At 63.5% G+C, this 14,076-nt stretch carries 15 protein-coding genes; 4 read left to right on the forward strand and 11 right to left on the reverse strand.

Features of this window, described 5'->3' with window-relative positions; translation table 11 throughout:
- From QM596_RS08620 to QM596_RS08640, 5 genes are all read right to left on the reverse strand, one after another.
- Positions 1-405, reverse strand: coding sequence for a carboxymuconolactone decarboxylase family protein (locus QM596_RS08620; RefSeq protein ID WP_019744588.1), 405 nt, complete (start codon positions 403-405; stop codon positions 1-3).
- A 30-nt stretch (positions 406-435) separates the two neighbouring features.
- A complete protein-coding gene (locus QM596_RS08625) occupies positions 436-861 on the reverse strand; it encodes a limonene-1,2-epoxide hydrolase family protein (RefSeq protein WP_019744587.1) in 426 nt (141 codons plus the stop codon).
- Positions 862-878: 17 nt separating this feature from the next.
- Complete coding sequence (locus tag QM596_RS08630; protein WP_020970255.1) at positions 879-2,492, reverse strand: serine hydrolase; 1,614 nt, start codon at positions 2,490-2,492, stop codon at positions 879-881.
- Positions 2,493-2,589: 97 nt separating this feature from the next.
- On the reverse strand, positions 2,590-4,161 hold the full coding sequence (locus tag QM596_RS08635) for an MFS transporter (protein ID WP_283308781.1): 1,572 nt from the start codon (positions 4,159-4,161) through the stop codon (positions 2,590-2,592).
- A 97-nt stretch (positions 4,162-4,258) separates the two neighbouring features.
- Entirely contained in the window at positions 4,259-4,825 is a 567-nt protein-coding gene (locus QM596_RS08640; RefSeq protein WP_003945239.1) for a TetR/AcrR family transcriptional regulator, read from the reverse strand.
- A 340-nt stretch (positions 4,826-5,165) separates the two neighbouring features.
- Here QM596_RS08640 and QM596_RS08645 point away from each other — a divergent pair, with 340 nt between their 5' ends.
- Together QM596_RS08645 and QM596_RS08650 are read left to right on the forward strand one after the other, a co-directional pair.
- Positions 5,166-5,621 (forward strand): nitroreductase family deazaflavin-dependent oxidoreductase, encoded by a 456-nt coding sequence (locus QM596_RS08645; RefSeq protein ID WP_283308675.1) that lies wholly within the window; start codon positions 5,166-5,168, stop codon positions 5,619-5,621.
- Positions 5,622-5,680: 59 nt separating this feature from the next.
- Positions 5,681-6,400, forward strand: a complete 720-nt coding sequence (locus QM596_RS08650; RefSeq protein WP_020908517.1) for an NADPH-dependent F420 reductase — start codon at positions 5,681-5,683, stop codon at positions 6,398-6,400.
- A gap of 49 nt (positions 6,401-6,449) precedes the next feature.
- Here QM596_RS08650 and QM596_RS08655 read toward each other — a convergent pair whose 3' ends face one another.
- Together QM596_RS08655 and glpX are read right to left on the reverse strand one after the other, a co-directional pair.
- On the reverse strand, positions 6,450-7,853 hold the full coding sequence (locus QM596_RS08655) for a class II fumarate hydratase (protein WP_019744582.1): 1,404 nt from the start codon (positions 7,851-7,853) through the stop codon (positions 6,450-6,452).
- 101 nt (positions 7,854-7,954) lie between these two features.
- Positions 7,955-8,989, reverse strand: coding sequence for a class II fructose-bisphosphatase (gene glpX, locus QM596_RS08660; protein ID WP_019744581.1), 1,035 nt, complete (start codon positions 8,987-8,989; stop codon positions 7,955-7,957).
- 180 nt (positions 8,990-9,169) lie between these two features.
- On the opposite strand from glpX, the gene QM596_RS08665 reads away from it, so the two are divergent.
- The gene (locus tag QM596_RS08665; RefSeq protein ID WP_029255848.1) at positions 9,170-9,739 is read left to right on the forward strand and encodes a DUF4245 domain-containing protein; all 570 of its coding nucleotides are present in this window, start codon (positions 9,170-9,172) and stop codon (positions 9,737-9,739) included.
- Between the two features lie 21 nt (positions 9,740-9,760).
- On the opposite strand, the gene QM596_RS08670 is transcribed toward QM596_RS08665, so the two are convergent.
- Genes QM596_RS08670 through QM596_RS08680 form a run of 3 tightly spaced genes read right to left on the reverse strand, consistent with a single transcriptional unit; the run spans position 9,761 to position 11,843 of the window.
- Positions 9,761-9,985 (reverse strand): exodeoxyribonuclease VII small subunit, encoded by a 225-nt coding sequence (locus QM596_RS08670; RefSeq protein ID WP_019744579.1) that lies wholly within the window; start codon positions 9,983-9,985, stop codon positions 9,761-9,763.
- Positions 9,982-11,247, reverse strand: a complete 1,266-nt coding sequence (xseA, locus tag QM596_RS08675; protein WP_003945258.1) for an exodeoxyribonuclease VII large subunit — start codon at positions 11,245-11,247, stop codon at positions 9,982-9,984. Before xseA ends, QM596_RS08670 begins: the two co-directional genes overlap by 4 nt.
- Positions 11,244-11,843, reverse strand: a complete 600-nt coding sequence (locus QM596_RS08680; protein ID WP_259121096.1) for a lipid droplet-associated protein — start codon at positions 11,841-11,843, stop codon at positions 11,244-11,246. The genes xseA and QM596_RS08680 overlap by 4 nt, the downstream gene beginning before the upstream one ends.
- 153 nt (positions 11,844-11,996) lie before the next feature.
- Between QM596_RS08680 and QM596_RS08685 the strand changes: the two genes are divergently transcribed.
- Entirely contained in the window at positions 11,997-13,010 is a 1,014-nt protein-coding gene (locus tag QM596_RS08685) for a 4-hydroxy-3-methylbut-2-enyl diphosphate reductase (RefSeq protein WP_003945273.1), read from the forward strand.
- Between the two features lie 67 nt (positions 13,011-13,077).
- Here the strand turns inward: QM596_RS08685 and QM596_RS08690 are convergent, their stop codons facing one another.
- A complete protein-coding gene (locus QM596_RS08690; protein ID WP_283308679.1) occupies positions 13,078-14,034 on the reverse strand; it encodes a DUF6542 domain-containing protein in 957 nt (318 codons plus the stop codon).
- Between the last annotated feature and the right edge of the window lie 42 nt (positions 14,035-14,076).

Here is a 14,076-nt window from a genome sequence, read left to right on the forward strand (position 1 = left end):
TCAGTTTTGCAGCGGTCCGAGTTCGTTGTCGAGAACTTCCTGCACCACACGCATTGCCGCCAGCCCCGCCGGTGCGCCGCAGTACGCGCTCGCGTGGATCACGGTTTCGACGATCTCGGTGCGCGTCAAGCCGTTTCGTAGTGCTCCGCGTACGTGGCCTTTGAGTTCGTTCTCCGCGCGCAGCGCGATCAGCATCCCCAGATTGATCAGACTGCGGCTGCGGCGATCGAGTCCGGGACGCGTCCATACCGAACCCCAGACGTTGGCCGTCACGAAGTTCTGCAGTTCTTCGCTGTCGGTGCCGCGGGTGCGCTCGAAGGCGGCGTCGACAAAATCGGCCCCCATGACTTCGGTGCGCACAGCCAAGCCGGCGTCGAAGGAGTCAGGCGTGGTGTTCTCGGGCATGGCAGGTTCGCTCGCTTTCGGCAGGTGATTTCAGGCCGGAGCAAGCCTACTTCGTGTCCCGCTCCCGACGACTGCACGGCCGACCGCGGTCACCACACCCCACGCGACGTCTCGCAGACTGAAGTAGTCACGCCAGACGGAGACCTTGCCGTCGCGCAGTTCGAAAGTTCCGCACACCCAGAATTCGATGCGCAGCGGCCCGACGGTCAGGATGTCGGTGCGTTCGGTGAGCACCGTGGACTCGTCGCCGACGATGTGGTGCATCTCGGCCTCGAATTTCAGTGAAGGCTTGGTGACCAGACGAAGCGCTCGCACGACGGTCTTCTTGCCTCGCAGAGTGGGGAGCGAGACGTTCTGCCAGACGATGTCGTCTGTCATCAATTCGGCTGCGGCGTCCACGTCGAAATCGGTGAGGGCCGCGAACATTGCGTTCACCGTGGCTGTCGAACTACTCATGGGGTGTCCTTGGCTGATTATTCGGCCGGTGTTGCCCGGATGAAGGTACCGAGATGATCGTGATCGAAGTACTCCAAGGTTAGCGAGTTTCCGTCGAAGGTGGCCTTCGAGACCGTCCCGGCCGGTGCGTTCTCGCCGCTGAGCGGAAACGTGAAGGTGTTTCCGTCCCAGTGGGTCAGCGGATACGTCACCGCCGCGGGACCCATGGTCAAGGTCAGCGCACCGTTCTGCTGCGTCACGAGTGCGGGACCCCAGTACGGGTTGCCGTAGTCGCCGGTCAATTGGTTTGTCGGTGGGGCAGGCGCGGGGGAGGTCGGCGGTGTCTTCCCGGCAAGTTCGCCCTCGGGATCGGCTTGTGAGGCAAACGCCGCTTCGTACAGCGGGCGCCACTCGCGGGTGATCTTCCCGAACTGCACCAGATCGGCGAACTCGGCGGTCAAGGTCTCCGCGACGCCGGTGGGCGTGCCGTTGGTCAGAACGACGATGCCGACGTCAGCGGAGGGAATCGTCACGAAATTTGTCCCGGCTCCGACCAGGAAAGCGCCGGAGTGGCTGGCGGTGACACGGCCAGCGGCGCTGTCGGAAACGTTGAACCCGTAGCCGTAGAAGCCGGAGCGTTCCCCGATCTGCTGCGCGTGGCGCGAGACGATCTCCGGGTTCACTGCGGGCACGAGCGCATCCGTCTGAACGACCTGCTGCCCCTGATACTGACCGCCGGACAGCACCATGTCCAACCACTTGGCCATGTCGTTCGCCGAGGAGCTGACTCCACCGGCGGGGGATTGGGCGTCGGCGTCCCGAACCGGCCCTACCTTGTACTTTCCGTCTTCGAGGATGTGGCCCACTGTTCGATTTTCTCGGGCCTGGTAATCGGCGAACCGCGAAGACGTCGACGTCATACCGAGCGGGCCGTAGATCGTGTTCTGCGACAGCGTTTCCCAATCGGTGCCCGCCGCAGCTGCAACGGCCTCAGCGCCGGCTGTGACGCCGAAGTTCGTGTACTCGTATGTGATTCGGAATGGATTGAGCGGTAGTTGGCGTAGCTTCTCGAGCACCTGGGCCCGGTTGTAGCCCAGGTCCTCCAGCCCGTCGCCGGCGTGGTCCGGTAATCCCGACCGATGCGTGTAGAGATCGGAGATCGTGAGGTGGTCGGTCACCCACGGATCGGCAAGCGCAAACCCCGGCAGTTTCGAGATCACCGGAGTGTCCCAGTCGACGGTCCCGATTCCGACTTCGTGGGCGACCACCGTGGCTCCTACCGATTTCGACACCGATGCCAGTTGGAACACGGTGTCGGCATCGACGGCGGCGCTCTTACCCAACTCGCGAACCCCGAATCCCTTTGCATACACAGTCTTACCGCCGTGCACCACGGCCACAGCCATGCCGGGGACGCCCGAACTTGCCATGAGATCGTTCGCGAGGCCGTCGAGCTTCCCGACCGCGTCGTCGATTTGCCCGTCCGGGATCGGCACCCCGGCGTCGAGACCGGGGCTGGCGTCGCTGACGACCGGTCCGGGCGCTGAGGTGGTGTCTGAATCGGACGAGCATCCGGCGAGTAGGGCGACCGTCAGTACTACCGGAACCGCCGCAGCCGACAGTCGTGAGCTGTTTCTACTGGTGATGGACACGAGATTCTCCCTAGCAGGGCTGTCGTCGGTACCACTCGGTCAATCCAGTATCGGGGAACGGCGGGCTGAGATACGGACAAATCGGGAAACCTTGTAGCTACTTCGGGGTCTTGGTCGCCAGACTGCTGAGAATGGAGCCTTCTGTGACCGGCTTCCAGGGGAGCAACAACGCGACCAGCAGCGCGGTGATCAGTGCTGCGCCGACCGTGAAGTACGACGCGATGGCGAAGCCTTCCAGGCACGCGGTCTTCATCGTGTAGATCAGACTGTCCTTCTGCTGCTCGAAGAGCGGACTGATGTCGCGCGAGCGGATCTCGATGACGCTGAGCACCGACTCACGAGCGAAGCCCTTCTCCTGTGCCGACATCACGGCGTCGGGAATGGCGTCGACGATCGGAGCCACCTTGGACGTGTAATACGAGGCGACGATCGAGCCGATGACGGCGACGCCCAGGGTCCCACCGAGTTCCCGCGTCGTGTCGTTGACTGCCGAGCCTGCGCCGGCTTCGTCGAGGGGCACCGAGGACATGATGGAGTCGGTAGCCGGTCCCTGGACAATTGCGAGGCCCAGACCCATGAGAACCATCGAGATCACGACGGGTCCGAGGTAGGGCGTCTCGACGGTCGTCTGGCCGGCCAGGAACATGCCGCCGCTGAGGACGAGGAGGCCGAACACCATCACTGCGGTCGTGCCGAGTTTCTGTGCCGCCAAGGTGGCGACGGGAGCGCCCACCGCAACAGCGGCGGCGAAAGGCAAAGAGTGGATGCCGAATTCGAGTGGCGAGTATTCGCGAACGCCCTGGAAGTACTGCGTGATCAGGAACAAGAACCCGAACATGCTGAAGTAGCTGACCGCAATAGCCAAGGCGGGGAATGAAAACCGCCGGATTCGGAAGAGATTCATGTTCAGGATCGGCGCATCGGTGCGCAGTTCCCATGCGACGAATGCCGCCAACAACACTGTCGCAGAGAGGTATCCCGTGATGCTGAATGGCGACACCCATCCGCGATGTGGCGCGTCGATGATGGTCCACACCAGAATGACGATGCCGAGGAGCGACAAGATTGTTCCGACGAAATCGAATCGGCCGACGTGAAGCGCCTTCGATTCCGGAACAACCAGCAGCACACCGACGATGACCAGCAACGCAGCCGGAACGTTCATCCAGAACACCGAGTGCCAGGAGAAGTGCTCGAGAAGCCAACCGCCTGCCGTCGGGCCGATGGCAATCGCGAAGCCGGCCATTGCGGTCCAGGCAGCGATGGCGATGGCTCGTTCTCTGGCGTCGGTGAAGATGTTCGTGATCATGGCCAGGGTGGCCGGAAAGACCGCTGCGGCAAAGACACCCATAGCAGCGCGCGCCATGATCACCTGTTCGAGGTTGGAAGCCAAAGCGCCGACGAGCGACATCGCGCCGACGCCGATCAGACCGATGATCATCACTCGGCGGCGTCCGAAGCGGTCACCCAGGTGGCCGAAAGTGAGTAGGAACCCGGCGAAGGTCAACGTGTACGCGTCGACGATCCATTGCAGGTCACTGACGCTGGCGAACAGGTCGACGCTCATCGTCGGCAGTGCGACGTTGACCACTGTGTTGTCCAGCACGACAAGGAGTTCGGCGAGGCAGATGAAGATCAGCGCAGTGAATCGACGGGACTTGGTCATCATAGGCGCCGAGGGCGCCGGTGCAAGTGTGTGAGACATGTTTGTACGCCATCTCTGCTCCTGCGCGGACGGCAGCAGCGGTTGGAAGTAGAGGGGTTGGTCAGCTCGGGGCCGAGACCAGAGCCTTGAGGTGCGCGCCGATCCGATCGAGAGGCGCGGTGGTGTGCTGAGCTTTTGCCATCAGAGTCGCGCCTTCGATCGACGCGATCACGACGGTTGCCCACTGTGCTGCAGTCTCGGACGGCTGTCCCTGCTGCCAGAAGAACGATGTGAGAAGCGATTCCCACGAGGTGAAGGATTCGCCCGCAGCAGTTAATGCCGCCGGCGTCGACGCGCCCTCCACCGCCGCGGCTGCGACCGGACAGGAGGAGGTGAAATCGCTCTCTACCAAGCTGTTTCGAAATATTGTGACAACCGCGTCGATGATCTCCGGTGGGGAAGACTGAGCGATCATCGAACTGATGGCGGCGCTGACGCCTCGGCCGAAGTAGGCAACTGCTTCGCCGGCCAGCTGTCCTTTGCCTTCGGGAAAGTAGTGGTACACCGACCCGCGGGGAGCTCCCGAGCGTTCGACGATCTCGGTGAGCGACGTCGTCGCGATCCCGTGTTCACGGAAGGCATTGATGGCGCCGACCAGCATCAGAGTGCGGGAATCGGAGTCGGCCATCCCGCCATCGTATGCAATCGCAGAGCTGTTCGATTCATCTGGTGCCGCTGATTCTCTTGGTACTCCCCACTTGCGACGCGCTGCGGCGATCGGACAACGCGTCTGCGGGCCGGTCATGGCAACGAGGTGTCTCGAGGTGTGTTCATCACTGCCTCCCAGTATGTCGATCGGTATAGGAACGAATCTGAGACTAGATGTAACCAACAGACACAGTCAAGTGTTGTGTGCAGGTAGCGGGTATTGATCGATATTCATGGTGGCAAAACTCCCGGATCAGTGGTTATATCGTTCGGTATAGAGCTGTTGCTTCGAGTGTCAGCTCCGGAGGAGAGGAAACGGCATGCCAGTACCGACGTCAGTTGCACGAAAACGAAGAATCGAAGTCGCAGTCGGGAAGTATTTCGCCAATCCGCTGGTCACCGGATTGAATCGGATCGGCTTGATGCCGTCGTTGATGACCGAGATCGAGACGGTTGGACGCCGAACCGGTCTGGCCCGCCGAGTGCCCGTTGCGATCACCTACGACAGCGACGAGGCGTGGGTCATCGCGCAGCACGGCATCGGCAGGGGCTGGGGCGCCAATATCTCTGCGACGCCGAAGGTTCGGATCCGTCGCCGCGGCGAGTGGGTGGACGGACAAGCCCAGATCATGCCGGACGACGACGTCCCGGCGCGGGTGAAGACATTCACGTCGGGGAAGTTCAGATCGGCGCTGACGGCCTCTGCCTTTCGCGGATTGCAGACCGATCCGGTCAGTGTTCGCATCAGGCTCGAACTCGATCCGTCAACCGATTGAATCAACGGGAGTTGAAGTAGTCGGTACGGAATGACCCGGTGCGTTCTCGTCGTTGACGAATGCAGCGGTGGCGCGATCGCCACTACACACGACGAAGGAGCAGGGTCATGCGCATCGGAATCATCGGAGCCGGTCAGATCGGTGGCACGCTCACACGTAGGCTCGCTGCGCTCGGTCACGACGTGCGCGTCTCGAACTCGCGGACACCGGACACCCTTGCAGAACTGGAAGCGGAGACGGGCGCGAAGGCAGTCCGCAGCACCGAGGCCGCCGAGGGCGCCGAGCTGGTCATCGTGAGCATCCCGCAGAAGAACGTGGTCGATCTACCGGCGGGGATCCTCAGCGGTGCGGTCGCCGGTGCCCCGGTCATCGAGACCAACAACTACTACCCGCAACAGCGTGACGGTCTGATCTCGGCCATCGAGGACGGACAGACCGAAAGCGGATGGGTGCAGGAGCGCCTGGGTGTACCGGTATTCAAGGCGTTCAACGGAATCTGGTGGAAGCACCTCCTCGAGAAGGGGCTTCCCGAAGGTGCAGAGGGGCGCATTGCGCTACCCATCGCCGGCGACGACGACGCGAACAAGCAGGTCGTGTTCGATCTGATCAATCAGTTGGGCTTCGATCCTGTCGATGCGGGAACGATCGATGATTCCTGGCGTCAGCAGCCGGGAACTCCGGTGTACGGCAAGGACTTCGATCGAGAAGCGACGTTGAAGGCATTGGCCGAGGCGAGCCCCGATCGCACCGACGAGTGGCGCGCAACCACTACGGTGTAGGGAAAAGAGTGGCGGTTTCCGAAGTGGAAACCGCCACTCTGTTGTTTGTTCAGTCCTTGACCTTCGCCATCGCCAGAACGTCGAGACGCTTGTCGAGTTCTTCCTCGCTCAGCTTGTCCGGGACGAGTCCGCGCTCGATGACGACCTGGCGGATCGTCTTCTTCTCTTTGAGCGCCTGCTTCGCGACGGCTGCGGCTTCCTCGTAACCGATCGCCGAGTTGAGGGGCGTCACGATCGACGGTGACGATTCGGCGAGTGTCTTGAGGTGCTCCTCGTGCGCGACCAGTCCGCTGACGCACTTGTCGGCGAACAGTCGAGAGACGTTGGCCAGCAAGGTGAACGACTCCAGCAGGTTGCGTGCCATGACCGGGATGTAGACGTTGAGTTCGAACGCTCCGGCAGCGCCACCCCACGCGATGGCGGCGTCGTTTCCGATCACCTGAGCCGCAACCTGAGTGGTTGCCTCGGGCAGGACCGGGTTCACCTTGCCGGGCATGATCGAGCTACCCGGCTGCAGATCTGGGAGTGCGATCTCGCCGAGTCCGGTCAGCGGACCCGATCCCATCCACCGAATGTCGTTGGCAATCTTCGTCAGTGAGACGGCGATGGTCCGCAGCGCGCCCGATGCTTCGACCAGTCCGTCGCGCGCGGCTTGCGCTTCGAAGCTGTTCTTCGCCGGAGTCAGCGCGTCGACGCCTGTCGACTTGACCAGCTCGGCAACAACTTTGGGGCCGAATCCATCCGGAGCATTGAGACCGGTGCCGACTGCTGTTCCGCCGATCGGCAGCTCGCCGAGGCGGGGTAGTGTTGCGTTGACGCGCTCGATACCGGCCTCGATCTGACGTGCGTAGCCACCGAACTCCTGACCGAGCGTGACCGGCACAGCGTCCATCAGGTGGGTGCGTCCGGATTTGACGACGGTCTTCCACTCGGACGCCTTCGTGGCAAGCGCAGCATGCAGATGTTCCAGTGCCGGAACAAGATCGGTGACCGCTGCTTCGGTAGCTGCGACGTGCGTGGCGGTGGGGAAGGTGTCGTTGGAGGACTGCGACATGTTGACGTGATCATTGGGGTGTACGTCCACGCCGGCGGCCTTCGCGATGGACGCGATGACCTCGTTGGCGTTCATGTTCGAGCTGGTTCCCGAGCCGGTCTGGAAGACGTCGATGGGGAACTGATCGTCGTGCTTGCCTTCGGCGATCTCGTTCGCGGCGGCGATGATTGCGTCGGCCTTGTCCGCGTCGAGCAGTCCGAGGTCCTTGTTGACCTGCGCACACGCTGCTTTCAGCAAGCCCATTGCGCGGATCTGGGTGCGCTCGAGTGGGCGCCCGCTGATCGGGAAGTTCTCGACTGCACGCTGGGTCTGTGCCCGCCACAGTGCGTCGATGGGCACCCGAACTTCGCCCATGGTGTCGTGTTCGATTCGGAACTGTTGATCGTTGCTCTCCGTCATGGCTCCACATTGCCACTTTTGGAGGGCGGGTAGGGGACTACGTCCCCCGTGAGCGGTTAAGGAGTGCAGGGACTCCCTAACCGCTCACGGGGCGGAGCCCATCAGAACGTCGGGGGAACCGCGCCCTCTTCGCCGTCGAAGTCGACGGAGCTGTACTCACGCAGCTTCTCGAGACGGTGGTACGCGTCGATCATGCGAACGGTGCCGGACTTGCTACGCATCACGATGGACTGCGTGCTGGCGCCGCCGCCGTAGTAGCGGACACCGCGCAGCAGGTCACCATCGGTGACGCCCGTGGCGCAGAAGAAGACGTTCTCGCCGGAGACGAGATCTTCGGTGGTCAGGATCCGATCGAGATCATGACCGGCGTCGATGGCCTTCTGGCGCTCTTCGTCGTCGGTGGGTGCGAGCTTGCCCTGCAGCGATCCACCCATGCAGCGCATGGCTGCTGCGGCGATGATGCCCTCAGGCGTTCCGCCGATGCCGACGAGCATGTCGGTGCCGGACTCGGGACGCGCTGCGGCGATGGCGCCGGCAACGTCACCGTCGGAGATCAGACGGATACGAGCGCCGGTGTCGCGCACGTCCTGGATCAGCTGGTTGTGACGCGGGCGGTCCAGGATGCAGATCGTGATGTCGGAGACCGACGCCTTCTTGACCTTGGCGACGCGCTTGATGTTCTCGGCGATCGGTGCGCTGATGTCGATGACATCTGCAGCATCCGGTCCGACAGCGATCTTCTCCATGTAGAACACGGCCGACGGATCGAACATCGCGCCGCGCTCGGCAACAGCCAGAACGGAGATCGCGTTGGGCATGCCCTTGGACATCAAGGTGGTGCCGTCGACCGGGTCGACGGCGAAGTCACAGTCGGGGCCGTCGCCGTTTCCGACCTCTTCGCCGTTGAACAGCATCGGCGCTTCGTCCTTCTCGCCCTCACCGATGACGACGATGCCGCGCATCGAGACGGAGGAGACGAGCTGACGCATAGCGTCGACGGCTGCTCCGTCACCGCCTTCCTTGTCGCCGCGGCCTACCCAGCGGCCGGCAGCCATAGCACCGGCTTCGGTGACTCGGACCAATTCGAGTGCGAGGTTACGGTCCGGGGTCTCACGATGAGTGCTGCTGGCCGTCATGTGCGGTGCCTCCTGGCGCGGTCGCGGTCGACGGGGTGTGTCGACGCAGTGGTTTCTTCAGGCGTCATTGTCCCAGATGGGAGCGGCTACGTGCGCTGTCGGGTCGCCGCTGCGACGTTTTGTCTCGCTCGAAGGGGACCGGGAATCGTATCTACTGCGCAGTACCTGGATACTGGGGGTGTGGCATCGAAGAAACCCCGCATTCTCGAAGACAACAAAGACATGGTCTGGTCTCTCGTACCGTTGGTGCTGTTCTGCATCATCATTGCGGGCATCGCCAGCCAGTGCACGTTCAGTCCTGGCGGCCCGACGCAGGGGCCTATCCCGAGCGTCGACGTGGACGCAGCTCTGAACTACGACGCGAAGGAACTCGGATTTCCCATCCGTAATCCCGGTGTTCCGGACGGGTGGACCCCGAACTCCGGCAGTCGCAAAATCATCTCCGGCGACGGCGGCGGAGATTCGAGCACTGTGGGATTCATCACGACCAGCGGTCGCTACATTCAGCTGACACAGAGCAACGCCGAGGAATTCCCGTTGGTGTCACACGTTGCCGGTGGACAGCGATTCGCGACCGGAGTCGAGACCGTCGGCGCCGACACGTGGAACGTCTTCGGCGGCGAAGGTGTCGAGTCGATCTGGGTCACGGACGTCGGGGATGTTCGCCTGTTGCTCACGGGCGCGGCGACGCCGGACGAGTTCCGGATTCTTGCCGAGAAGGTCGGCGCAGCGCAGCCGATCACGCCATAGGATTTCCGGTCGGAGCGGACGTTACTCGTCCGCTTCGGCCAGAGCCTTTTCGACGCGAGCCCTGGCGCCGGCCAAATGCTCTTCACAGCGCTTGGCCAACGCTTCGCCTCGCTCCCACAATGAGAGTGACGCGTCGAGGTCCAGGCCGCCCTGTTCGAGAATCTTCACGACGCTCACCAATTCGTCGCGGGCTGCTTCGTAGCCGAGTTCGTTGATGTCGGTGTCGGTGTCGGTCGCGTTGCTCATTTTTCTCTTCCCATCACTGCGGCGCGAACGGCGCCGTCTGCAAGTCGAACTCGAATCTGGGTTCCGGGTGGCGCGTCCTCGACCGAGCGCAGAACCTCCGGATCGCCGTCGGCGACAACACGTTGCACGACTGCGTACCCGCGGGCCAGCGTCGCGGCGGGGCCGAGAGTGGTGAGCCGGGCGCGCAGATGCTCGATCGTTCGGGACTCGGAGTCGATCAAACGAGTCACATCGCGTCGCCCGGCGGCCTGGAGCCTTTCGACCTCTTCGGCGCGACGGTCCACCGCGAGCAGCGGTGATGCCATGACCGGTCGAGTGCGCAACTGTTCGATCAGATGAGACTCACGCTTGACCCAGCTGCGCAGTGCCGCAGCGCTGCGGTCACGAAGATCGGCAACCAGAGCAGCTTCCGCAACCGCATCGGGTACGACGCGCTTGGCCGCGTCGGTGGGTGTGGCTGCGCGCAGGTCGGCGACGTGGTCACTGAGCGGGCTGTCCGGCTCGTGGCCGATGGCACTGACGATCGGCGTCGTGCAGGCCACGATGGCGCGGCACAGCGCCTCGTCGGAGAACGGCAGGAGATCCTCGACGCTACCGCCGCCGCGAGCGAGGATGATGACGTCGACTACCGGGTTGGCGTCGAGTTCCTTCAGCGCTTCGATGATCTGGGGAACAGCAGTCGGGCCCTGCACCGCGGTGTTACGCACCGCGATAGCCACTGCGGGCCAACGACGGTGGGCGACCGAGACGACATCCTTTTCGGCCGCGCTGGCTCGGCCCGTGATCAGGCCGATCGTGCCGGGCAGAAACGGAAGAGGCCGTTTGAGTCTCGGATCGAACAAGCCCTCCGCGGCGAGCAAGGCGCGCAGTCTCTCGATGCGGGCCAGCAGCTCACCGATACCCACGGCGCGAATCTCGGTGACACGCAACGACACCGTTCCGCGTCCGGTGTAGAACGAGAGCTTGCCGAACATCACGACACGCGAGCCCTCGGTCAACGGCACCGGAGAGTTGTGCAACAACTGTGGTGAGCATGTGATCGACAGCGACATGTCTGCCGACGGATCACGCAGAACGAGAAAGGCCGTTCGGGTACCGGGGCGTGCATTGATCTGTGTGATCTGACCTTCGACCCAGATGCTGCCGAGTCGATCGATCCAGCCGGCGACCTTGGCGGAAACCGTGCGGACCGGCCACGGCTGCTCAGCGCTGCTGGCGCCGGACGATCGCTGCGATGAAGCGGGGGGCGTTGCGGAAGTCACTTTGCCTTGGCTGTGGTGATGCGGTTGGTGAGCATGGTCTGGAACGGTGCGCGGGCGAGCGTCGCATTCTCGTAGTCCAGGACGGCGGTCAGCTCGTCGATGCTGAGCGTCCGGATACGCGCACGGAGCTGTGCGAGTGTGAGGTTGGGGTAGTCGAGTTCGGTGACGATCTCGGGCTCTTCGGCAGGTCCGTCCGTCGTAGCTGCCGCGGATTCGGACTCGGCGTCGGGTGCGGGCTCCTCGATGGGGGCAGTCGGCTCGAGCGAGTAGAGCGCGAAGCGTCCGGCGTTGGTCGGGGTGTCAGCGGTGGTCGCGCCGGTGGAAGACGCCGAGTCTGCGGGAGCGTCGGCGTCCTCGTCGAAGACCGCCCACTCGGGCTGTTCGTCCTCGGAAGACCAGTTGATCAGTGCAAATGCCTGATCGCCCTTGATCGCCAACGAGGTGATCGACTGCTGCACGCGCATGCTTGTCTGCAGCATCTGGCTCACGGCGGTCATCGGCAGGGCGACAGCGGTGGTGGGCAACTTCTTTGCCTCTTCCATCGCGGTGACGGCGAGTCCCGCGGCAACGCGCGCCACGAACGGTGGTCGGATCATTCCCACAGCTTGCCGCAAAGCTCCGACAATCGGTAGCCGACTTGCCTGTGACGGCCGTACTCGTTTACTTCGGAACCTTCGATCGGAGCCCGAAACCGAGGTGTTCACGTTTGCCGGAGTGTCTCACGTTCGAGGTGCCAGTAGGCTGGTCACATGTCTTCGGCTGTTCCTCTCAATCTCGGTATCGCGCACTCGGCTGATTCGCCGTCCACCCGCAAGGGCAGCGCCAAGCGCGTGCTCCTCGCCGAGCCTCGCGGATACTGCGCCGGCGTCGACCGCGCGGTCGAGACCGTCGAGAAGGCGCTCGAGAAGCACGGCGCACCCATCTACGTGCGTAAGGAGATCGTCCACAATCGCCACGTCGTCGAGACGCTCGAAGATCAAGGCGTGATCTTCGTCGACGAAACCGACGAGGTTCCGGAAGGATCACTCCTCGTGTTCTCAGCGCACGGTGTGTCTCCGGCCGTCCACGACTCGGCCGCCGAGCGGAACCTGCGCACGATCGACGCTACGTGCCCCCTGGTCACGAAGGTGCACCAGGAAGCAAAGCGATTCGCTCGCGACGATTACGACATTCTCCTCATCGGCCACGAAGGCCACGAGGAGGTCGAGGGCACCGCAGGTGAGGCTCCCGATCACGTCACCATCGTCGACGGGCCGGATTCGGTCGACGCGGTCACGGTTCGTGACGAGTCGAAGGTCATCTGGCTTTCCCAGACCACACTGAGCGTCGACGAGACGATGCAGACTGTCGCGCGCCTGCGTGAGCGCTTCCCCAATCTGCAGGACCCGCCGTCCGACGACATCTGCTACGCCACACAGAACCGTCAGGTCGCGGTCAAGGCGATGGCTCCCGAGTGCGATCTCGTGATCGTGGTGGGTTCACGGAACTCGTCCAACTCGGTTCGCCTGGTCGAAGTCGCGCTCGGTGCAGGCGCTGCCGCGTCGTACCTGGTCGACTACGCCCGTGAGGTCGATCTCGCGTGGCTCGAGGGTGTCCAGACCGTCGGCATCACGTCAGGCGCATCAGTGCCCGAGGTGCTCGTGCGCGGCGTGATCGAACTTCTTGCAGAGCACGGATACAACGACGTTCAGCCCGTCACCACAGCCAACGAGACCTTGGTGTTCGCTCTTCCCCGTGAATTGCGAGCAGCGCGCACGTCCTAGACCAAGAAAATCCGGGGCACCTTCCATCTGGAAGGTGCCCCGCATTTTTTGGTGCTGGGCTCGTCTGTCAGGGCTCTTCGCGATCGCGATACCGAACTCGCGGCGGCGGATACGCCGGAAGATCGACTCCGGGTGGGCGGCGGCGAGGGGGCAGCGGCGGTGATACGTCGTCACCCGAAGCGAAGAAGGGCTCCATCCGCTCCTCACGCCTGGGCGACGGAGTGGGCTCGGGCGCCCGGCGGCGACCGTACGACGGGTAGTCGTCGTCTGCTGTCGGTCTGCTGTCCGGCTGAGGGCGACGCGTAGGCGGTTGGTGCGTGCGATCGACCCTGGGTGGCAGTGGGCTTCTCCGGGGCGGCAGCGGGCGATCGTCTTCGATCGGTTCGCGCCTGGGAGCGCTTCGGTAAGCGGGCTGTTCGTCCACCTCGGGGGCGCGGCGACGCGGGGGCCCGGGGACGGGCGCGTCCGAGACTCTGCGGCGACGCCCGGTCTGGGGCGCGGATTGTTCTCGCGTGGCAGCCGCAGAGGATTCTCGAGTGGCGGTCGCCGAGCGGCGGGAGCGGGTCGAGCGCGCAGGCCCGGTGGGACGCTGATTGAGCAGGAAGTACCGGAAACCGCCGATTATCAGCACGACGACGGTTGCGGCCAACATGATCGGAAAGCGGTTGACCAACGGGTACGCGATGTTGATCGCGATGTCGCGCAGTGCGGTGCTGTTGTCCTTGCCGATGAGCGTGTGCCCGATCGGCACCGCAGCGAAGAGCAGCAACGGAGGTTGGGCCATCGCGGTGAAAAGAGCCTTGTTCGAAGCGGCAACCACAGCGAAGAGACAGCCCAGGAAGTAGAACGTCGAGAACACCGCGGTGAGCTCGCCGCCGCCTCCGGTTGCATCGATCAGTACGCCGACGGCGGTGACACCGGCAGCAAGCAGGATCACTCCCCACCAGGGCAGGCCGGGGACGGTCACGATGAGCGATCGCTTGTCCAGCGGTACCCCGGAGCGAGCACGTTGGGTTGCAGACACATAACGACATTAGCGGTTCTTGCGTTGTCGGCCGTGTTTGTG

It is taken from the genome of Rhodococcus sp. IEGM 1406 (genome assembly GCF_030056745.1).
GTDB lineage: Bacteria > Actinomycetota > Actinomycetes > Mycobacteriales > Mycobacteriaceae > Rhodococcus_F > Rhodococcus_F erythropolis.